The sequence below is a fragment of the Streptomyces sp. NPDC096311 genome (genome assembly GCF_044763085.1).
GTDB lineage: Bacteria > Actinomycetota > Actinomycetes > Streptomycetales > Streptomycetaceae > Streptomyces.
Genome location: NZ_JBIWFN010000045.1, coordinates 9,659 through 31,234, shown reverse-complemented (window position 1 = coordinate 31,234; position 21,576 = coordinate 9,659). Strand labels below are relative to the sequence as shown.

Sequence of the window (21,576 nt, the reverse complement as noted above, 5' to 3'; positions counted from 1 at the left end):
CCGCCCGCGGACACCTGCATCGCGCCGAGCACGGCCACGTCGATGTGGCCGCCCCGGATCATCGAGAACGACAGCGCCGAGTCGAAGAAGGAGGCCCCGGGCAGGACCGTCACGGTCTCCTTGCCTGCGTTGATGAGGTCGGGGTCGACCTGGTCCTCGGTGGGGTAGGGGCCGGTGCCCAGGATGCCGTTCTCCGATTCGAGGATCACCTCGACGCCGGCGGGCAGGTAGTTGGGGATCAGCGTCGGCAGCCCGATGCCGAGATTGACGTACTGGCCGTCCGCCAGCTCCCGCGCGGCGCGGGCGGCCATCTCCTCACGACTCCAGGCCATCAGCCGCTCACCGGCCCTCGTGCCGCAGGCACGGACACCGTGCGCTGCTCGATCTTCTTGTCCGCCGCCTGTTTTGACGTGAGGGCCACCACCCGCTGTACGAAGATCCCCGGCAGATGCACCGCGTCCGGATCGATCGCGCCCGGCTCCACCAGCTCCTCCACCTCGGCGATCGTCACCCTGCCCGCCATCGCCGCCAGCGGGTTGAAGTTGCGGGCCGACTTGGAGAACACCAGGTTGCCGTGCCGGTCCCCCTTCGCCGCCCGGACCAGCGCGAAGTCGGTACGGATCCCGTGCTCCAGCACGTACCCGGTGCCGTCGAACTCGCGCACCTCCTTGGTGGGAGAGGCCAGCGCCACCCCGCCCGAGCCGTCATACCGCCAGGGCAGCCCGCCGTCCGCGACCTGCGTGCCCACCCCGGCGGGGGTGTAGAAGGCGGGGATCCCCGCACCGCCGGCCCGCAGCCGCTCGGCCAGCGTGCCCTGGGGGATCAGCTCCACCTCCAGCTCCCCGGCCAGATACTGCCGCGCGAACTCCTTGTTCGCCCCGACATACGAGCCCGTCACCCGCCCGATCCGGCCCGCCGCCAGCAGCACCGCCAGGCCCGACTCCATCGCCCCGCAGTTGTTCGAGACGACCGACAGCCCCGCCACCCCCCGCTCGAACAGCGCCTGGATCAACACGTTCGGCACACCGCTCAGCCCGAACCCGCCCACCGCCAACGACGCACCCTCCGGCACATCCGACACCGCCTCCAAAGCCGTGGCGACCACTTTATCCATCTTTTTTTACTCTGCCTCTCGCCAATGTGGAACCAGCGGACGCCGTTTCCGTGCAATGTCAAGAATTCAGCCGGGTTCTGTAATATCTCTGCGGGCCCCGCGGAAATTGCGGGAGCGGATCCGCCGCAGACATGTCCGTCTCATTCGCATCTCACCTGACCGACACCTGCCCCCACGGTCCAGCGCCCTGGCATCCTCCGGCATCCCGCAGATGAGTGATATCGCCCGTGATCCCCAGGCCGCTCTGCCGGTGAGCGTCGCGCGAACAAGGTATTCCCTCACCGATTCCCGTTATCACTCACGGGTTTTGTTGACGCGCATCATCCGAGTACCGACGCTTTCCCCATGAACACAGGATCGGCAGGACCGAGGAAATTCTCATGAAGACATTCGTGCATCGGGGACAGATCACCAAGGTGGTCTTCGGCAGCGGTACACGCAGCCGTATCCCCGAAGAGGCCGATGCTCTCGGATGCCGTCGGGTGCTCATCCTGTGCACACCCGGTCAAGTGGACCAGGCAGCGGAGATGCACGGCCTGCTGGGTGCGGCAGCCGTGGCAACGTTCGCCGAAGCGGCCCCGCACACCCCTGTCGAGGTCACGCACAAGGCGGTCGCGTACGCCAGATCCGTGGAAGCGGACTCCGTGCTCGCCATCGGCGGCGGATCAACCATCGGCCTCGGCAAGGCGATCGCCGTGCGGACCGGTCTTCCACAGCTGGCGCTGCCCACCACCTATGCCGGCTCGGAGATGACGCCGATCCTCGGAGAGACCGAAGGCCACAGGAAGACGACCCGGCGGCTGCCGGAAGCGCTGCTCAAGACGGTGGTCTACGACGTCGACCTGACGCTCACGTTTCCGGCGGCGATATCGGTGGTCAGCGGCATCAACGCGATGGCGCACGCCGTGGAGGCCCTCTACGCACAGGACCGGGACCCGGTCGCCTTCCTGATGGCCGGTGAAGCGCTCGACTCCCTCACCCGATCCCTTCCGGTCATCGCGCGACGTCCCGACGACGGCGAGGCACGGGCGGATGCGCTGTACGGGGCGTGGCTGGCGGGTACCTGCCTCGGCACGGTGGGCATGGCCCTGCACCACAAGGTGTGCCACGTGCTGGGCGGCACATTCGGCCTTCCGCACGCCGAAACCCACACAGTCGTCCTGCCGCACGTGGTCGCCCACAACGGGCCGGCGGCCCCCGAAGCCATGGCACGCATCACGCAGGCGCTGCCGGCGGACGACGCCGCGAGCGGTCTCTTCGACTTCGCCGGGAGGCTCGGCGCCCCCAGGGCACTGCGAGACCTCGGCATGCCCGAATCGGGGATCGAGCAGGCGGCCGAACTCATCGTGCGGGACGGCTACTGGAATCCGCGCCCGGTGGACCGGACAGCTGTCCGCACCTTCCTGACCCGCGCCTGGGCCGGGGAGACGCCGTGGACGCCACCGGGCGACGAACAACCCCGGACCGACTCCGTCATCAAACCCTCAGCCACCACGGGAGCGCGCCATGCGTGATCTGACCAGCGACACCATCACCGAGGCCGTGATCGCGACCATGCGGGACACCAAGGACTCCCGCCTCGCGGCGATCCTGGAATCACTGGTGCGGCACTTCCACTCCTTCATCCGCGACGTCGAACCGACGGAGGAGGAGTGGGCCCGGGGAGTGGACTTCCTGACGCGCACCGGGCAGATGTGCACACCGACGCGCCAGGAATTCATCCTGCTGTCCGACGTGTTGGGCATCACCATGCTGGTCGACGCCCTGAGCAACCGACGCCCCGCCGAAGCCACACAGAACAGTGTCCTGGGCCCCTTCTTCAGGGAAGACAGGCCGCAGCACGCCGACGCCGCCGACATCTCCGCAGGCCTGCCCGGCACCCCGCTGTTCTTCGAGGGACGAGTCGTGAACCGTGAGGGAGCGCCGGTGACCGGCGCCGCGGTGGATGTCTGGCACAGCGACTCCGAGGGCCATTACGACGTGGATGTGCCCGGCCAGGTCGACACGGCCATGCGCGCGCTGTTCCGGACCGACGAGAGGGGACACTTCAGCTTCCGTTCCATCCGCCCGTCCAGCTACCCGATACCCGCTGACGGCCCGGTCGGCGAACTCCTGAGCGCGACCAGCAGGTCGCCCATGCGTCCCGCCCATGTGCACCTGCTGATCGAGGCCCCGGGATTCCAGCGCGTGACCAGCATGCTGTTCCCTTCGGACGACCCGTACCTGGACACCGATCCGGTGTTCGGGGTCAAGGAGTCGCTGGTCGAGTCCTACGACACCTACGCGGCCGACGCCGGGCCCTGCCGCGGGCTGACCGACGTGCCCTACACCCTGCTGCGCCACACCTTCGTCCTCGAACCCCTCCCTGCGGACTGAGAGCGAAAGAGCCCGGAGTGCCGCCGCCCGCGGACTCCGGACGCCTGGCCGACCGGCTGCGCCGATGAGCCGGCAGACCGCGGCAACCCCCGGTACCGGGCCGGCCCGCAACTCCGCCTCGAACCCGGCGAAGCGCGATCCGTCCACCACGCGCGCGATGACCTCGCATGCGTCATGGGGCAGCCGCCCGCCTTCCTGCCCCGTTCGAACGACATGCCCGCCAACCCACCCGGTGGGGCGGTGAGTTCACCCCGTGACCTGCGTAACAGGCCGACGCTCCACCCGACTTTCACGGAGGTCCTCCGATGACCGAAACCCTTGACATGACAGTCGATTTCCGAGCCACGATGAGCCGGCTCGCCACGGGTGTCAGCGTGATCACCACGTGCTCGGGAAGCACACCCATCGGCATGACGGCGAGCGCCGTGTCCGCCCTCTCCCTCGACCCGCTCCAACTGCTCGTATGCATCGGCAACCACCTGTACACGCGGACCGCGATCGCGGCGCACGGCCGCTTCGCCGTCAATGTGCTCGGCGAGGACAGCGAGCACCTGGCGCGGAACTTCGCCGCTTCCAAAACGGACAAGTTCGCGGGCGTCGAGACCTTCGACGACCACGGCGTGCCGGTGCTGAAGGACGCCATCGCGGCTGTCGTGTGCGACGTCGCCGAGGCGCTCCCCGGCGGCGATCACACCATCTTCGTGGGCGACGTCCGCCATTGGGCACACAAGGTGGACTGCCGACCTCTGGTCCACTTCGCGGGCGGCTTCGGCGCACTCAGGGCTCCGCACTAGTCCTGGAGGCAGCGGTTCGAAGGAGGCCGCTGCCAGGCCCGTGACCGGCCGCCACCGCCCCCGATGTCCGGCTCCTGCGAGGCGAGCCATGGCCGTCGGGGGCTCCGCCCGTCCCGACGACTCCACGGAAAGTGCCATGACCAGCTCCGTTGCGACATTCAAGCTGCATCCCCCGGCCCAGCCCCCGCATCTGCTGACACGCCCGCGTCTGCTGCGCCGGCTTGACGCGGCGACCGAGCCCGTGGTGCTGCTCTCCGCGCCGGCCGGTGCCGGGAAAACGGTGCTCCTGACCGAGTGGTCGCAAGGCCTGGCGGCCCGCGGAGAGTGCGCCTGGCTCAGCCTGGACGCGTACGACAACGCCCCGGACCGGCTCTGGTCCTGCATCCTGAGAGCGGTGCACCACGCACGACCGAACCTGCCCGGCCGCCTCGACGGCGAGGGGTGGACGGTCGACGCATGGCTCGAGGAGATCCTGCCGGGCCTGGTGACCGGACTGGGCGGGGAGGGACCGCTCACGCTGATCCTCGACGGACTGGAATCCATCACGGACGCCGACGCAGTGCGCAGCCTGGCGGACTTCCTGACAAGGCTTCCCCACGGCTTCCGCGTCGTCCTGTCGACCCGGCACATTCCCGGAAGCCCCCTTCCGACCCTGCGCGCGCGGGGTCTGATCGCCGAACTCGACCAGCACGACCTGGCCTTCACCCCTGAGGAAGCACAGGCCGTGCTCACCGGTCTGCTCGGGTCCGCTCCGACCGCGGACGCTTCGAGCGCGCTGTACGAGGCCACCGAGGGATGGGCGGCGGGGCTGTGCATCATGGGGCGCGCCCTCGCCCGCTCGGCGAACGAGGCCGACACGGAAGGGAACCTGGCCCGCGGCAGGCAGGCGGTCACCGAGTATCTGGCCACCGAGGTGCTCTATCGGCTCACCACCGAACAGCGCCGGTTCCTGCTGCGTACCAGTGTGCTCGACGAGCTGAGCGCCGGGCCGTGCCAGGCCCTGGCCGGTGACCGGGCGGGCGTACTGCTGCGCGAGCTCGCACGGACCGTGCAACTGCTCGTACCCGCCGCCGACCCGTCGGCGTACCGGCATCACAGGGCACTGGCTTCGCTGCTGTCCGACGTCCTTGAGTCCGACGTCCTTGAGTCCGAAGGGTCCAACACCGTCGTGTCCCTGCACCGGTCGGCGGCTCAGTGGTACTCCCGGCAGGGGGAGACGACCGCGGCCGTACGGCACTGGACGCTGGGCGGCGATGAGCCCGCGGCCGTCGCGTCGGTCCTCGACGGCTGGGAGAAGGCGATCTCGGCGGGCCGTGGTGCGCAGGTCTCGCACTGGCTGGATCTCTTGCCGCCCCGCACGGTCGCCGCCGACGCGAGACTGTGCGTCGTGGCGGCGATGGCGGCTCTCTCAGGAGGCGCCCCGGAAACGGCCCGGCGCTGGCTGGATGTGGCCCGGCTCAGGCAGACGGGACTGGAGACGGTCGGTGAAGGCAGCACGGTGTCCGACGCCGCAGCCGTCGCTCAGGTCGTGGCCTGCTGTCTGAAGGGGGAGGTGTTGACCGCCGGCCGTCTCGGCGAAGCCGCCGTCGCCGGCACCCTGCCGCTGACTGCCTGGCGTGCCCTGGCCTGTACGGCCCGCGGTGCCGCGCTGCTGTGGACCTGCCGGTACGAGGAGGCGGAGGCCCTGCTCGGCGAGGCGACCCGTGATGCGCATGCCGCCGGGCACGGTCTGGCGCTCGTCCGCGCGTTGGGGCTGCGGGCGGTGTGCGCGCTCCTGGCCGGACGGCACGAACTGGCGCGCATTCTCAGCGACGAGGCCCTCGAGGCAGCCGCGGCGGTCGGCCTGGACCGGCACTTCGTCTCTGTGCCTGCCTCCATCGGCCGGGCCGGCCTGCTCCTCGAAGAGGGACAGACCGAGGAGGCCGAACGGGTTCTGGCCGACGCGGAAGCGGTGCTGGCGGGCTCGCCCCGGACGGGAAGTGAACCCCACGTGCGCGCCTTGTGCCACTTCACGCGGTCGCGGCTTGAGAGCGCGCGGCGCAACACGGACGCGGCGCGAAAGGCCCGCGAGGCGGCCGGGCGGGCGGCGGCCCGGTGCGAGTCGCCCGGGGTACTGACGGACCTGCTCGGCCGAGCCGGCGGGGACACAGCGGTGGCACCCGCCGCCGCCCCCCGCCCCCAGGACCTGTCGGTGGGGGAGCGGCGGGTGCTCCGGGCCCTGTGCGGTCCGCTGACGCTGCGTGAGATCGCCTCCGAGCTCTATGTGTCCCACAACACCGTCAAGACACAGGTACGGGCGATCTTCCGCAAACTCGACGCGCACGACAGGGGCGGAGCGGTCGCCAGGGCCCGGGAGTGCGGCGTGCTCTGATCCGGGCCCCGGCATCCTGCTAGGAGGCGTCCTGGCGGGATGCGTCCTGGCGCCGGGCGTAGTTCGCCTGAGCCTTGTACACGGTCTCCTCCTCGTCGCTCACGCTCTCGATGCCGCAGACCTTGCGCGCGAGGTCCGCCATGCTGCCGCTCGGGGACATCTCGGCGCGCTTCATGGTGAGGCTGCGGATGGCCAGCAGGGGCGTGCCGTTGAAGTTCTCGAAGGTGCTGATGCGGTCGCCCCAGTCGGACAGGAACATGTCGCGGATCACTCGGCTGATCTTCAGCCGGTCGTAGGGCCTGCCGACCGGTCCGGTCTGCAGCGCCTCCAGCCACGGCCGCAGTTCGGGCTGCTGCCACTGCCCCTCGGTGGGGTAGATGAGCGCGGCACGACCGGACAGGTCGAGGAGCTCGTGGACCATGTCGGTGATGTGCTCGATGTAGTACGCCCGCCCGAAGTCGAACATCAGGACGTTCGGCTTGAAGATGCCGCCGGGAGTGAAGAACCCTTCGTCCTCCGAACCGACCGTATGCGCCTTGAGCGTCTGGTGGAAGCCGGCGAACCGGGCGACCCGGGCCTGGACCGGCGGCAGCTGGTACGTGCCGATGTGCTCGGTGATCAGCAGAGCCAGGCCGAGCATCAGCTCGGCCTTCACCATCGCACGCACCAGCGAGTGGTAGTGCAGCCAGTCGAAGACACGCTGCGGGTACAGCGACGCGTGCTGGGGGTTACCGATGTGGAAGACACGGTTCCAGGGGATGAGCACGTCCTCGAACACGATGACACTGTCCAGCTCGTCACCCTGCGAGGCGAGCGGGTGCTCCACCTCCTGACCGTCGCGGACGTTGCTCTCCCGGCAGATGATGGTGACCCCGGGAGTGTCGGGCTTCACCGCCCCGTAGATGATCTGTTCCGAGATGATCCCAGGACGGTAGAAGACGCCGATGTGGATCCAGTCCCCGAAGGCCGCGCCGGTACTGATCGCCTTCACACCCCGCACGGTGATGCCCTCGTCCGAGGTGGCGACCACCCGCAGGGCAGGCGACTCGGCCTGTGCGGAATCGCGCGAGCGGTCCGCTTGCGGGTCGACGAACGCCGGCGTCGCGTTGAGGTCACCGTCCCGCACCACGTTCCAGAAGTCGAGGATCCCCTCGGTGAGGTCCCTCCCGTCGGTCCCGACGGACTGGCTGCTCCAGGGCTCCGGGTCGTCGATGTAGGTCAGCAGGACGTAGTTGTTGACATCCGGTGTGCGCGGGATCGCCCCGCCGCCGAGTTCCCGCTGCACCGTCTCCAGGTAGTGCCGCTTACGCCGCAGGTCCTCCTTGGAGCGGTGCTGGAACCATGTCATGGACCGCCGGACGCCACCCTCGTCCACGAACGTCATGACGTCCTGGAGGTCCGGGCGGTGGTGCAGGTCGTAGAAGGCCGCGAGGCTCTGGGCGTACGCCCTGGTCTTCGGGTGCGTGGCCACGTTGTCGACGAGTTCGTCACCTACCCACACCTTGCGGCCGTCGTTCAACGCTGCCAGGTATTCCTTGCCTGTACGCACGTCGTGCTCCTCTCCAGGGGCAAGAGATCCGGATGGCACGGAGCATGCGTCGCGACAGGGTGACAGGACGGCGCACAGCCGGCAATCACCCGGGTGAAAGCGGCGATCACCGGGAAACCGGCGTTGAGGGCAGACACGGCCGTGAGCCATGCTTGCCCCATGGGCAGCACAGACCCCGCCGACGACCGGGCAGGCGGGCAGGGGAACCAGGCCATGACCGGTCTGCGCCTGCGGGGACGGGACCGCGAGATCACGGCCGTCCGTGAAGCCCTGGACGCGGTACGTGGCGGACGGGGCGCCTGTGTCGTCGTGGAAGGCGCGCCTGGCGTCGGCAAGAGCCGGTTGCTCGCGGAACTGGACGAGATGGCGCGGCGGTCCGGGTTCGACGTGGTGTCGGTACGGGCGGACGAGCTCGACCAGTACGCGGCAGGAGCCGCACTGCAGTCCGCCCTGCAGTCCTCCGACGGTTCCCACCGGGCCGCCGCAGCCACCGACGACCAGCGGCTCTGGCTGCTGGACAGCATCACGGACGCTCTGGAGGACCGGGCTCAGCGCGCCCCGGTGGCCGTCCTCGTGGACGACGCACAATGGGCGGACCCGGCCACGCTCTTCGTCCTGCGCACCCTGCCTGGACGACTGGCCGCCTCGCGGATCCTGTGGGTGCTGGCCGTACGGTCGGACACCGAGCGACCGACCGTGGCCAGAGTGCGGGAGGACCTCGAACGCCTCGGAGCCCGATGGCTCACCCTCGGCCCCCTGCCACAGCAGGAATTGCAGGACATCGCGGCCGACGTCCTCGGAGCGAGGCCGTCACCCGGTCTGGCCAGGCTCCTGCGAGCCGTCGCGGGCAATCCCTTCCTGGCGATTGAACTGGTGCGCGCATTCGCCGACACGGATGCCGCCAAAACGGAGGCGGGCGAGGCGAGCCTCCTGCACGACGGTATCCCCGTCAGTTTCCGGCGGAGTATCGCCGCGCGCCTGGACCGGCTCCCGGAAGATGCCGTACGCCTGCTCCAGATCGGATCCGTCCTCGGCCGCGAATTCGACCTCGGCACGGCCGCCCGCATGCTCGGCAGACAGGTCGGCAGCCTGCTGTCGGGCGTCGAGGCCGCCCTGAACGCCGGTCTGCTCTCGGCCGACGGCCCGCGACTCGCCTTCCGCCACGACCTCATACGGCAGGCCGTTCACGAGAACCTCCCTCTGGCCGTACGGACCGCTCTGCACCGGGAAGCGGCCGACAGCCTGCGCGGCATCGGAGCACGATCGGCCGAGGTGGCCTGGCACGTCGTCATGTCGGGCGGCCCGGTCGACGACGATGCCGTCACCACGCTGACCACCGCCGTACGGGAACTGTCGTCGTCGGCCCCCGACGCGGCTGCGGACTTGGCCCAGCGGGTCGCCGGACTGCTGCCCCCACACGATGGGCGCCGCATCACCCTGCTGACCGACGCCGCCGAGTACCTCGGCCGGACCCGCCGCGTCCACGAGGCGCTCGACCTGGTCGACACCACCCTGCCGGAAGGCCTCGAGCCACTGCAGGAGGCACGCCTGCGCCTGGTGGCCGCCGAGATCCACCAGGCCGCCGGCGACGACGCCGCCGCGATGACACACCTTCAGCAGGCCCTGGACCTTCCCGCGCTGCCGCCCGACTTGCGTGTGCGGCTGCTGAAGACCAAGGCGACGGGCCAGGTGTACCTCGGAGACATCACCGCTGCCGAGCAGACCGGCCCCTGGCTGGTCGAGGCCTCCTACCGCAGCCATGACCCGGCCGTCGTCGTCAGCGCCATGGTGTTCCAGTCGCAGACGTCCTTCTACCGCGGGCGCCTGGCCCGCGCCCTCGAACTCGCCGAGGAAGCCACCCGACGCGCCGGCACCCAGTCCGCCGCACTCTACCTGCGGCCCCCGCGCATCCCGGCGCTGTGGCTGGCCACCGTGCTGACCGCCACCGACCGGCTCGCGGACACCGAGCGGATCCTGCGGGAGGGACAGCGCGAAGCGGAAGCACTGGGCCTGGGCTGGTCACTACCCCACTGGCATGCCGCCCGTGCCTGCGCACTCCTCGAACAGGGAGCGCTGGACGACGCGGCCGTGGAAGCCGAGGCCAGCCTGATGGTGGCGGGCGAACTCGAGATCACTCTGCCGAACCCGCAGGCCCGCTCCGTACTGGCATTGGTGGAGATCAGACGCGGTGACCTCGCCAAGGCCAAAGACCACCTCCGCGCCGCCGAAACCGGTTCCGGCACGAACACGACGCAGCGCTACGGCCCTTGGGTGTCTCTCGCGCGCGCCGGCCTGGCAGACGCGGAGGGCGAAGACGCCGAAGCGGCGGCGGCACTCACGGCAAGCTTCCAAAGCCGTGAGCCGACGCGGCTGCTTGCCGTACCTCCGTCCCACTGGCCCCAGATCGTGCGCATCGCGCTCCGCGACAAGGACCCGTCGCTCGCGCAGGCCGTGTCCGGCGCACTGCGCAGCCTGACCGCACAGGACGAGAGCCGGCAGATCATCGGGGCGGTCCGCGCCCACGTGGACGGCCTGCTCCACCGCGACCCCCGCGCACTGGCGTCCGCCGTCACGGGCTACCGGAGCACCGGCAGGCCGTTGGCCCTGGCAGCGGCCTGCGAGGACCTCGGCGAGCTCATGGCGGCATCGGCCGACCCGACGCCGGCGATCCCGTACTTCGAAGAAGCCGGCCGGCTGGCATCGGCCTCAGGAGCCGGGCGCGACCAGGAACGGATCAGGCGGCGCCTGCGCCGGCTCGGCGTGCGCACCACCCCCGTGCGGAACCACACCGCCGGCCCCCAGGGGCTGGGAAGCCTGACCGAATCCGAGCGGAAACTGATCCCGCTCGTCGTCGAGGGCCTCACCAACCGGGCCATCGCCGACCAGCTCTACGTGTCCGTGCACACCGTCAACACGCATATGAAGCACATCTTCACCAAGCTCGGCATCAACTCGCGGGTCGAGCTGACCCGACTGGCGATCGAGCGGGCCATCAGCGCCGACGGGGCCGACTGAGCGGTGCACCGACCGCAGGAAACGGCGGCAAGGATCCCTTGAATGGGTGACGCCCGGCTCCGGCACCACCCGTGATGCTGGACGCAACGGCGTGGCCTTAGGCACGGCACCGTCATCCATCAGGAGGTGACCGCCTCATGAACACGATGCGCGCAGCACGCGCTCACCGACGCCAAGGCCCCGAACAGCCGGCCCACGAGAGCGCACCGCGCCCCGGGCCCGGCGGTACCGTCATCGTGGTACGGGCCACCTCCACCACCACGCGAGAACCTGCCCGGAACGCCACCCGGGCCGACAGCCTCGACGGATCCGGACGTGAGCGGACACCCGTCATTCCCGCGCACGAGGTGTCCGGCGCCGCAGCCGGTGCCACAGCTCCCGCCCGGGCCGCCAAGCTCACCGCGACCGCCTCGGCCCGCGATGGCGAATTCGTCGCGGACCTCGCTGCCCAGAACGCCATCGGCCACACAGAAAGCCGGTTCGAAGACCACGTGGCCGACGTGGACGTCGTACGCGACACGGCGGGCGGTGACACCCACACCCGGCCCTGGGGCCTTCCGCCCCCCGGCGGCGCCCTTGCCGGTACCGCCGCGCCGCCCGGCCCCGGCGTGGCCCAGGACCATGCTGCACGCGCGGTGTTCTGCGTCGCCGAGCCGGACCGCGACGCACGCGACTGCGTCCGGACCCGCGCCGCGTACGAGGCGCCCGAGAGGGAGCACCCGCGTGGCAAGGCCGTCACCCATGTCGCGGACGGATAGCCAACCGCAGCCCAGGGCGGCCGGGCCCGGTGCCCGTACCGGCCCGCAGCGCGGATACCGCGGCCAGCTCAGGGCCGCTGTCACCGCGAGCGCGGCCCCGCACGGGTACACCCTGGCGCTGTGGACCGCCACCGCGGTGACGTCGTCCGCTCGCGGCGCCCCAGGGGCAGCCGACGTCCTGGCGCTCCTCGCCGGCGCGACGCTCGCCTTCGTCGCGTTGGCCGCTGTCGCACACGGCGGTGCCCCCATGATGCCGGAGCGGTCCGCCCCGGACGGCACGCGGATCTGGGCGGCCTTCCACCTGCCCATGGCGGCCTGCGCCGCGCTGGCCGGCCTGTTGCTGACCCGGTGCTGTTCAGGGCCCCTCCTGTGGGGGCTCGTCGGGACGACCACGACCGCCGTGTACCTGCTGGGTGTCAGCGCCCAGTTCCTCTGCTTCGCAGTTCGCCGTCACCCAGAAACCACAGACACTCGACCGTAAGAGGTTCACCATGTCCCTCGCCCTCGACCCTGCCGCCCAGGACCTCCTGTTCCGGGAGGCACGGACCGCCAACACCTTCACCGACGAGCCGGTAACGGACGACCAGATCGAGGCCATCTACGACCTGGTCAAGTACGGCCCCACCTCGATGAACCAGCAGCCGCTGCGTATCGTGCTGGTCCGTTCCGCCGAGGCGCGCGAGCGCCTGGGCGAGCACCTGTCCGAGGGCAACCGCAAGAAGACCGCGGCCGCCCCGCTCGTCGCCGTCCTCGCCGCGGACAATGAGTTCCACGAGGAACTGCCCAGCCAGTTCCCGCACTTTCCACAGGCCAGGAGCCTCTTCGCCGAGCGTGCGGTGCGCGAGCGGTCCGCGAGGCTCAACGCGCTCCTGCAGGTCGGCTACTTCATCATCGGCATCCGCGCCGCCGGCCTGGCCGCAGGACCGATGACCGGCTTCGACGCCGAGGGCATCGACAAGGAGTTCTTCAGCGACGGCGAGCACTCGGTTCTCGCCGTCGTCAACATCGGCAGGCCGGGCGAGAACGCGTGGTTCACGCGCTCCCCACGTCTGGCATACGCGCAAGTGGTCACCACCGTCTGACCGAGGGGCAACGGCCGGCCGGCGGCGCACCCGCGGCCGCAGACGCGTTGGCGGGCACGCGCGGGCCACGGGCCGCCCGGGAGCCCGAGATCGTCAACTGCCCGGCCTCGGGTCAAGGCCCGGGCACCTGCCGGCGGCAGCGGCCCTCCAGCCTTCCGCTCTCTCCCGGCGATCAGCCCGGCACCGGCGGCACGGCCCGGACCTCGGCCCATTCCGTCCTTCATGAAATCCGCACACGCCGATCCGATAGAGATTCCGTCCGCCAGATGTGTCGGATATCGCATCATTGGGGAATTGTCGTGCATCTCGGGAAGGATGTAAATTCCATGCATGATCAGAATTGCAGTGATCGGATTCATCGGGGCCGTCGCAATCGCCTTTGGCGCCACGGCGTTGACCGTCTCGCCCTGGTGGTGGCCGGCCGCCGTTTTGTGCGCGGCGATAGCCGGAGTCGGTACTCATGACCTGCTTCAAAGGCGTCATTCAGTCCTGCGCAACTATCCGGTACTGGGGCATATTCGCTTCATGCTGGAGTCGATCCGACCGGAGTTGCAGCAATATTTCATTGAGCGCAATTATGATGGCCGTCCATTCGACCGGGATGTGCGCAGTCTCGTCTACCAGCGTGCCAAGGGAGACGAAGCGGAGATTCCTTTCGGAACCGAACGGAACGTCTACGCCCAGGGCTACGAATACTTCGAATCGTCGATCAGGCCATTCCCCGTGGGGACGGACGAGCCCCGGGTCCGCATCGGCGGCCCGGACTGCACCAAGCCCTACGACATGTCCTTGCTCAACGTCTCGGCGATGAGCTTCGGTTCGCTGTCCGCCAACGCCATCCTCGCCCTGAACCGGGGGGCCGCCCTCGGAGGCTTCGCCCACGACACCGGCGAGGGCGGCCTGTCGGAGTACCACCTGCGCCACGGTGGTGACCTGGTGTGGGAGATCGGCACCGGATACTTCGGCTGCCGCACCGCGCACGGAGGTTTCGACCGCGCACGGTTCGCCGAAAAGGCCGCTCACGACAACGTGAAATGCGTGTCACTCAAGCTGTCCCAGGGAGCCAAGCCCGGCATCGGAGGAGTGCTGCCCGGAGAGAAGGTCACCGCCGAGATCGCCCGGGTACGCGAGGTTCCCGAGGGACAGACCGTCATCTCGCCCCCCTACCACCAGGTCTTCAGCACGCCCCGGGAACTGATCCGGTTCATCGCCGACATGCGCGAACTGTCCGGGGGCAAACCGGTCGGCTTCAAGCTGTGTGTGGGCTCCCGGCGTGAGTTCCTGGCGGTGTGCAAGGCCATGATCGAAGAGGGCACCGCGCCCGACTTCATCATTGTGGACGGAGCGGAGGGCGGCACCGGAGCGGCCCCGCTGGAGTTCGCCGACCACCTCGGCAGTCCACTCACCGAGGGACTCATCACCGTCCACAACGCCCTGGTCGGCGTCGGCCTGCGGGACCGGATCAGGATCGGTGCCAGCGGCAAGGTGGCCACGGGAGCCGACATCGTCAAACGCATAGTGCAAGGCGCCGACTTCACCAATTCGGCACGCGCCATGATGTTCGCCATCGGATGCATCCAGGCACAGAGCTGCCACACCAACGCCTGCCCCGTTGGCGTCGCCACACAGGACCCGCACCGCGCACGCGCATTGAACGTCGACGACAAGTCGGCCCGGGTCCACCGCTTCCAGTCCGCCACGGTGAAGAGCGCACAGCAGATCATCGCCTCGCTGGGCGTGAGTGAACCGGCCGAACTGCGCCCGCACATGCTGCGCCGGCGTGTGGACCCGGTCACCGTTCAGTCCTACGCGGAGCTCTACGACTGGCTGGCTTTCGGGCAGTTGCTGATCGAGCCGCCCGAGTCCTGGGCAGCGGACTGGAAGGCCGCTGATCCCGACCGCTTCAACGCATGACACGTCTCGCGGCTGCGCGAGAACGGGGCGCGCCATGGGGACCAGCACCTCGCCGGCCCGCGAGCGGGCGGTGACCTCCGCTCACCAGGGAGAGCACCGCTCCGTCGTCCTCCGCCTCGACGGTTGCCTTCGGGATCCCGTCCTGCGCAGCCCACCAGCCGCGGGTGTACGAGCCACAGTTCTCGGCCCAGTCGACCAGCGGCAGCGAGCGCGGGGCGGCATGCCCCGCCGCGTGCACCAGCGCATACGGCTCTTCAAGGAGCCCGCCGGCGACCAGACCGGGCGCAAGCGGCACGGAGCCGCCCGGTGCGGCGATGGCTATGCCGGCCTTCCCGTCGGCGACTTCGCCCGCAGTGCCGCGCCCGCGGCTCGCGCACGATCCGCACCCGCGGCTCGATCCCGGGGTGCCGGGCGCGCAGCCGCTGCAGGACGGCCGGCAGCAGGTGGAGCGCCGCGCCGCGGAAAGCCACGATCCGCAGCGGCCCCTCCGCGGCATCGGGCCGGGCCGCGCCGCGCGCCTCGGCGGTCAGGACGTTCAGCAGGCGCAGGACGCGGCGGGCGTACCCGACGGCCCGCTCTCCGGCAGGGGTGGGGCGGGCGCCGGTGCGGCCGCCTTCGAAGAGAACGGCGCCGAACTTGCGCTCGCTGCCGCGCCACCCCGAGCTCATCGACGGCTGCCTCACCGAGACCGGACTGACCCTCACCCTCCCCCCACCTGACAGCTCAGACCGAGGGTGGAAAGGGCTCCATGGCTCGTCGGCAGGCCTGTCACGCAGGAGGAGATCGCGTGGCGCATGTCGGCCTCAAGGCCGCCGGTGCGGCCATGTGCGGCCCAGCCGGGACGCAGTTACGGCGCTGTAACGACTAGTACACGTGATGCCGCGTGCTGAAGGCAGTACTTGTCGACCGTGCGACGCAGCCGCCGGAGGACCTGTCGGCGCTTGCGACCCACCACCAGCAGATCTTCGGCTCCCCGAGCCAGACTCGTCAGTACCGGTCCAGGAACGCCCTTTGCCACTCGGTGCTCCACCGGCACGTCGTTGGGGAGAGAAGCGCGCTCGCACTGCGTGTCGAGTATTTCCCGGGCCAACGCCTCCTGCGATGCGCTCAGCTCCGGACAAGGAAACATACGCTCGACGTACTCGCCCCCGAACGGGCTCCACACCATGACGGCCACGAGGGTGACATCCCGGCGTCGTGCCTCTTCCGCCGCGCGCTGCAGCACCGCGGTGCTTCCCTTCTCGCCGTCGACGCCGACGACGACGCGGCCTCGACCGGCCTCTCGTTCGTTTTGCATGACAGCTCACCTACCTGAGTGGTTGGGGTTGATCAAAGGATCACTGCGAATACGCTAAAACCTCCTCCGGCCGCGGGGGATCCCACAGTCGATGGAGCGGGTGGATGACGTGCCGGTCGCCTCTTTCTCCTGAGGCTGAACTCGGGGTGTCGTCCGTGTGAGGGTGAGCCCTGTTCCCACCTCAGCGGTCGATGAGGTCGGGGGCGGTAGTGGACCGTTCTCAGGCCGTGCCGGACGGCCTGGACGAGGTGCTCGGGCCGGAGTGTCAGACGACAGCGTTGAGCAGCATGATGCAGCCCAGGGATGTCAACGAGAGCAGGGTGTGGGACACGGTCCAGGTCTTGAGCGTGCCACCGACCGACATTCCGAAATACTCTTTGACCATCCAGAACGACGCATCGTTGACATGCCCCATGAATGTCGATCCCGAGCCCAGGGCCAGGGCGAGGAGTGCTGCTTGAGTGGGCGCCAGGCCGTTCGCGAGGGGGCCGACAATGCCGGCTGCGGTGATGGTGGCAATGGTGCCGGACCCTACGACGAGTCGCATCAAGGCGGCGATCAGCCAGGCGAGCAGGAGCAGCGAGAGGTGGAGGTGACTTGCCGCCAGGGTGACCGCACGATCGACACCGGTGTCCTGCAGGGCTTGGGAGTATCCTCCGCCGGCTGCGACGATCACCAGTACACCCGCGACGGGCGCGAAGCTCTTGGCCAGGGATGTCTGGATGTGGCGCCGGTCGGCGCCGAGCGCATATCCGAAGGTCACCAGCGACACGAACACCGCCACCAGCAGTGCGATCATCGGGGTGCCCAGGAACTCCACGACGGTGTACAGCGTGCCGTGGGACATGGGAATGCTGTCGAAGATCGCCTTGAGCGCCATCAGCAGAATGGGGAGCAGGATGGTGCCGAGGGTCGCCGCGAGGCTCGGCAGCCTGCGCGGCGCTCGTTCGACACCCTCCACATCACCGCTGGCGCCCGTGTCGTCGCTCTTGTCGTGAGAGGTGGTGGTGAAGGCGGCTTCGACGGAGTCGGGCACGTGGGCCGGTACACGGGGCCAGATATAGGCGGTGAACAGAGGGCCGACGACGATGGCGCAGGGCACGGCGATGAGGAGCCCGTAAAGCATGGTGAGCCCGATCGAGGCGTGCACTGCCTGGATCGCGATCAGTGGCCCCGGATGAGGGGGAACGAGCGCATGCACAGTGGCCAGACCGGCCACAACGGGCATGCCCACTCGCAGCACCGGGTAGTGGAGCTGCTTCGCCAGCTGCAGCACCAACGGCATCAGCATGACGAAGCCGACCTCAAAGAACATCGGCAACCCGACGAGGGCCGCGACCAGGGTCATCGCCCACGGCAGCCATTCTGGTCGGACGCTGCGGGTCAAGGTGTCGACGATCCGATCGATACCGCCGGAATCGGCCAGCATACGGCCCAGAATCGCGCCGAGGAGAATGAGCACGCCAACCGAGCCTGTAATGCGGCCCACTCCGGTCGTGAAGGAGACGACGGCCTTTTCGGCGGGCTGTCCAGCCAGGAGTGAGACGGTCAGGGAGCTCACCGTCAGGGCCAGGAAGGCGTGGATCTTCAACCAGCTGATGAGCAGAACGACGAGGGCGATGGAGACACCCACCACCACCAGGAGCCAGGTGTCTTGAGCGGTCCAAGGCTGAGCCGCCGACAACACCGCGGCCGCTGAGCTCGCCATCCCGTGGTCTCCGTTCCCGGTCCCCGCCTTGTCTGTCGCCCGGGCTTCCGGGGAAGGTGGGCGGACCGCCCACACACGGATGGACCACCAGCAGAAACGACACCACACCGAACTGCACACCATGCGGCGCAACGAGGACACGGCTGTCGCCATCACTCGATCAGCGCGGCCCCGCACCCGTACCGGTTTGTCGGACACGCGGCGATCGGGGACTGCCGCTGGCGACATCCTCGGTCGCGGCCGGGTCGGTGGCCGTTCGCGATACCGGCGCACCCCAGGCGCCTCTGTCTGCGCCAGAGCCCACGGCTCGCGGAGGTGAACAGGAGGCCGCCCTGCGGCGGGCTCGCGTCACGACGACAACGAACGATGCACGCGGGTGGGTTTCACGGAGCTTGGAGGCGCCGGCACCACGCCACTCCTCCGGCGCAGCGCGAAGAAGCAGGGGGAGTAAGCCAATGGCGTACTACCGAGAGGCAGCCGTCGCAGCCGTTCGATGCGTTTTCCAGCGGCTTGCCCATTGAGTCTGTGCGGGCAGCCGGCGGGCCTGATCCTGCCCGTTTGGTGACTGCCGCACGAGGGCGACACGTAAGGATCAACGACTCCGTCGGCTATATGGTTTCGGTGACTTTAAATGCGCAGATGATGCGGGCAGTCAAAAGAACCCGGTTCAGCCAGTCAGCCCCTGACCGTATATGGAGTACCAGCAGGCCGAGAATATGGAGGTGGAGACATGTCGGACGCCGAGCCGCAGCCCCGGGCCCGTGGAGCGGAGGGTCCCGCCCCCGCACTCGACGCCGCCAGGCCGACTGCTCCGACGCCGGCGATCCGGTCGGTGCGGTTGGCAGCACTGCTGGCACTGGTTGGCGGCGGCCTTGACGCATACACGTTCATCAGCCGGGGGGGAGTGTTCGCCAACGCGCAGAGCGGCAATGTCGTCCTGTTGGGCATTGCCGCCGCCGAGCGGCATTGGTGGCAGGCGCTGGAACGCCTCCCGCCGATTCTTGCCTTCGTGGCCGGTGTCTTGGTTGCTGAGACCCTTCAGCGGCCGAGGGTGGCGGTGGTGCTGCGCCAGCCGGCCTGGGCGGCCATGGTGCTGGAGCTCGTCGTGCTGGCAGCGGTCGGTCTGATTCCCGCCGGCGCGCCGGACACGCTCGTCACCGTCCTTGTCGCCTTCATGGCCGCAGTGCAGATGACCACTTTTCGCACGCTTGTTGACGCTGTCTATAACAGCACGATGACCACGGGCAATCTCCGCTCAGCCATGCAGAACGCGTACGCGGCAGTGGTCAACGGGGACATGGACGCCAGACGTCGGGCGCGCCAGTTCGCCAGCGTCGTCCTTGCGTTCCTCGCGGGGGCATTCGGCGGTGGCTGGTTGACCTTCGCATGCGGGGTACGGGCGGTCTGGGCCGCGTGTGTTCTGCTGGCGGTGGGTTTGGTCATTTTCGTGCACGACGAGTGCGTAGGGCGCAAGCCGCGCGAGGGCTAAGGGCTAAGGGCTTTGAGCCAACATGTTGCTCCCGTATCGGGCTCGTCGATCTGGTATGTGCGTCACTGATGTGACCTGAGGTCAACTCGCTGTGAGGCGCAGGGTGTTGTTTCCATAGCGGGAGCAGCCCTCCACCATCAGGTTCCGTGCACCCGCCGACGTACCACCTTCCTCGCGATGGCCAGGACGGCGTGCTGATTCCGCAATCCCTGCGAAGCCATCTCTTGGCCTTCTCGGCAAGCCCTCGGTCACGGTGGGGATCGGTGAGCGGTTGATGCCGGAAGCATCCCTCCGCGGCCACCGGATGCCGGCGACGGGGATAAATCGCCTCGGCGGGACAGTTAGCGATATCCTGCACTGGTCGACTGGCGCCGCCGGCGCCGGCACCAGGCCTGCATCAGCCACTACACGACACGGCCGCAGCTCCTGAACCGTGCCCAGCAGTCAGAACAAGCACTGTTGCCGTGCTCAACGCGCCAACACTGACGAGCTGCAGCCGCCGACCAAGAAGCTGATCGACATGCTCGCCCTCGTCCCAGCTGAAGCGATTGCCCCGGCCACGCGTCCCGTCATCCCCGTATGGGCCATCCGGGGTGCTACTTCTTGCGGAAGAGCCGAGTCTGGGGTCAGGCGGCGGGAAGCACCGGCCGTCTACTCCGCTGCGTCATGTGGCCGGTGGCCCCACCTACGCTGGAGCTTCTCATGAGCCCGTCTGTGACGTCTATAGCCGTTATTTGCGACTGGTCGTTGCTTCAGCTCGGTCTCGCGCAGGCAATCAATGCCCAACCGGACTTGCGGATCACGACCTTAGTTAAAAGCGTGAATGCCTTGCTCCGCGAGGCGAATGGCGTAGAAATTATTGTACTGACCAACCTGCATCTGTCCGACCAGGCGGCATCCGACCAGGTCGCTCAGTTGCATCGACAAGGGTACGCGGTCATTGTGATATCGACATCGGAGGCGCAGTCCGATGCCGTCCCGTGCATTAAAGCCGGCGCTCGCGGATATCTGAGTCGGCAAACCGACGAGTCGGAGTTGGTGACGGCCATCCGCGCCGTTGCTTCGGGAAGAAGTTACTTCGGCGCCAGTCTCGCTGGTCAGAGTCTACCTACGCCTCCTCCCCGTATCACCAGCCGCGAGAAACAAATATTGCAGCTCGTTGCCAACGGTGCCACGGATCGTGAGATTGCCAACAAGTTGAATATCACCGAAAACACGGTTCATACACACCTGGAGCGACTGCGCAGAAAGTATGGCTCTCGCCGTAGGGCCGACCTCACCCGTTTGGCACTGAAGTGTGGTGTACTGGAGAACTTCTAAAGAGTAATCAATGAGGAGCTGATCCTCGCGTGCCCGCAACCGGTGCTTTCATGGCGAATCAATGATCGGGCATGGGTCGGGTGATCTCAGCTCCGAACCGGGCGCACCACTGCTCGCTGCTCTCGGATGCGTTATCCGTTCGGGTGAATATCATCCAGACTGTCGACGACCATCACGGACGGTGGATTTGAAGGCGTGGGCACCTGAATGAGAATGGGGACGTAAACAATCATGCCGTGCCTGTACTCGGCTTTCTTCGAGAGCCGATAGCACACAATCACCGCTGGGTTGCTTCGCGTCGCATAGCACCGAAGCACCGACTTCGCGGGCGCGGCCTGCGAGGTATGCGACGGGACAGTTGCCGTACTCACTGGTGCGCTCCATACCCAAACCGCCAGGCAAGCGGAGGCTGCGACTGCCAGACGGCGACTCTGCAAGGTTGCCTTCCTCAATTCTCATCACTCCCAAAGCTACGAGTGAACTGACTTGTCTCATTCAGCGCACCAGGGGCGTCCCATCCATGGCATGGCCCATTCCGTTGGTCTTCACCCTCGGGCCATCCAACCTCAGCGCCTCGCAGAGGTTCCCTCTGCGAGGCGCTGACTCATCTGATCGCCCTTCGTCAACCGACGAGGCCGATCTGAGTCAAATGATCAACCTTGGGTGCCGCCCTGGGTGTTGCCGGAGCCGCCGCCTTGGGTGCCGCCCTGGGTGTTGCCGGAGCCGCCGCCTTGGGTGCCGCCCTGGGTGTTGCCGGAGCCGCCGCCTTGGGTGCCGCCCTGGGTGTTC

Annotated in this window: 16 protein-coding genes and 1 pseudogene; 11 read left to right on the top strand and 6 right to left on the bottom strand. The window is 68.5% G+C overall.

Going from position 1 to position 21,576, the window contains the following annotated elements:
* Positions 1-332, bottom strand: a 332-nt coding sequence (locus tag ACIRA5_RS52295) for a CoA-transferase (protein ID WP_403705406.1), incomplete at its 3' end; no start/stop codon positions are given.
* Positions 332-1,114: a CoA transferase subunit A gene (locus tag ACIRA5_RS52290; protein ID WP_403705403.1), complete on the bottom strand. Its 783-nt coding sequence runs from the start codon at positions 1,112-1,114 to the stop codon at positions 332-334. The genes ACIRA5_RS52290 and ACIRA5_RS52295, both read right to left, overlap by 1 nt.
* Before the next feature lie 380 nt (positions 1,115-1,494).
* Between ACIRA5_RS52290 and ACIRA5_RS52285 the strand changes: the two genes are divergently transcribed.
* The 4 genes from ACIRA5_RS52285 (at position 1,495) to ACIRA5_RS52270 (ending at position 6,655) form a co-directional block, all read left to right on the top strand.
* The gene (locus tag ACIRA5_RS52285) at positions 1,495-2,628 is read left to right on the top strand and encodes a maleylacetate reductase (protein WP_403705400.1); all 1,134 of its coding nucleotides are present in this window, start codon (positions 1,495-1,497) and stop codon (positions 2,626-2,628) included.
* Positions 2,621-3,490, top strand: a complete 870-nt coding sequence (locus tag ACIRA5_RS52280; RefSeq protein ID WP_403705397.1) for a dioxygenase — start codon at positions 2,621-2,623, stop codon at positions 3,488-3,490. The genes ACIRA5_RS52285 and ACIRA5_RS52280 overlap by 8 nt, the downstream gene beginning before the upstream one ends.
* A gap of 305 nt (positions 3,491-3,795) precedes the next feature.
* The gene (locus ACIRA5_RS52275; RefSeq protein WP_403705394.1) at positions 3,796-4,284 is read left to right on the top strand and encodes a flavin reductase family protein; all 489 of its coding nucleotides are present in this window, start codon (positions 3,796-3,798) and stop codon (positions 4,282-4,284) included.
* 136 nt (positions 4,285-4,420) lie between these two features.
* Positions 4,421-6,655, top strand: a complete 2,235-nt coding sequence (locus ACIRA5_RS52270) for a LuxR C-terminal-related transcriptional regulator (protein WP_403705391.1) — start codon at positions 4,421-4,423, stop codon at positions 6,653-6,655.
* Positions 6,656-6,674: 19 nt separating this feature from the next.
* On the opposite strand, the gene ACIRA5_RS52265 is transcribed toward ACIRA5_RS52270, so the two are convergent.
* Positions 6,675-8,204, bottom strand: a complete 1,530-nt coding sequence (locus ACIRA5_RS52265) for a 4-hydroxyphenylacetate 3-hydroxylase family protein (protein WP_403705388.1) — start codon at positions 8,202-8,204, stop codon at positions 6,675-6,677.
* Positions 8,205-8,363: 159 nt separating this feature from the next.
* On the opposite strand from ACIRA5_RS52265, the gene ACIRA5_RS52260 reads away from it, so the two are divergent.
* The 5 genes from ACIRA5_RS52260 to ACIRA5_RS52240 all read left to right on the top strand — a co-directional run bounded on the left by ACIRA5_RS52260 (position 8,364) and on the right by ACIRA5_RS52240 (position 14,973).
* Positions 8,364-11,219 (top strand): AAA family ATPase, encoded by a 2,856-nt coding sequence (locus ACIRA5_RS52260; protein WP_403705385.1) that lies wholly within the window; start codon positions 8,364-8,366, stop codon positions 11,217-11,219.
* 137 nt (positions 11,220-11,356) lie between these two features.
* A complete protein-coding gene (locus ACIRA5_RS52255; protein WP_403705382.1) occupies positions 11,357-11,977 on the top strand; it encodes a hypothetical protein in 621 nt (206 codons plus the stop codon).
* On the top strand, positions 11,961-12,458 hold the full coding sequence (locus ACIRA5_RS52250; protein WP_403705379.1) for a hypothetical protein: 498 nt from the start codon (positions 11,961-11,963) through the stop codon (positions 12,456-12,458). The genes ACIRA5_RS52255 and ACIRA5_RS52250 overlap by 17 nt, the downstream gene beginning before the upstream one ends.
* 10 nt (positions 12,459-12,468) lie before the next feature.
* Positions 12,469-13,059 carry a malonic semialdehyde reductase gene (locus ACIRA5_RS52245; protein ID WP_403705376.1) on the top strand — a complete coding sequence of 197 codons (591 nt, stop codon included), beginning with the start codon at positions 12,469-12,471 and terminating at the stop codon, positions 13,057-13,059.
* A 330-nt stretch (positions 13,060-13,389) separates the two neighbouring features.
* Positions 13,390-14,973, top strand: coding sequence for an FMN-binding glutamate synthase family protein (locus tag ACIRA5_RS52240; protein ID WP_403705373.1), 1,584 nt, complete (start codon positions 13,390-13,392; stop codon positions 14,971-14,973).
* A 70-nt stretch (positions 14,974-15,043) separates the two neighbouring features.
* On the opposite strand, the pseudogene ACIRA5_RS52235 reads toward ACIRA5_RS52240, so the two are convergent.
* The 3 genes and pseudogenes from ACIRA5_RS52235 to ACIRA5_RS52225 form a co-directional block, all read right to left on the bottom strand.
* Positions 15,044-15,677 (bottom strand): annotated as a pseudogene (locus tag ACIRA5_RS52235) (LysR family transcriptional regulator); the annotation flags it as partial.
* Between the two features lie 143 nt (positions 15,678-15,820).
* Entirely contained in the window at positions 15,821-16,270 is a 450-nt protein-coding gene (locus tag ACIRA5_RS52230) for a universal stress protein (protein ID WP_403705369.1), read from the bottom strand.
* Positions 16,271-16,535: 265 nt separating this feature from the next.
* Positions 16,536-17,978, bottom strand: coding sequence for a GntP family permease (locus tag ACIRA5_RS52225; RefSeq protein WP_403705366.1), 1,443 nt, complete (start codon positions 17,976-17,978; stop codon positions 16,536-16,538).
* A gap of 730 nt (positions 17,979-18,708) precedes the next feature.
* Here ACIRA5_RS52225 and ACIRA5_RS52220 point away from each other — a divergent pair.
* Positions 18,709-19,467 (top strand): YoaK family protein, encoded by a 759-nt coding sequence (locus tag ACIRA5_RS52220; RefSeq protein ID WP_403705363.1) that lies wholly within the window; start codon positions 18,709-18,711, stop codon positions 19,465-19,467.
* 702 nt (positions 19,468-20,169) lie between these two features.
* Positions 20,170-20,787: a LuxR C-terminal-related transcriptional regulator gene (locus ACIRA5_RS52215; RefSeq protein WP_403705361.1), complete on the top strand. Its 618-nt coding sequence runs from the start codon at positions 20,170-20,172 to the stop codon at positions 20,785-20,787.
* The last annotated feature ends 789 nt before the right edge of the window (positions 20,788-21,576 follow it).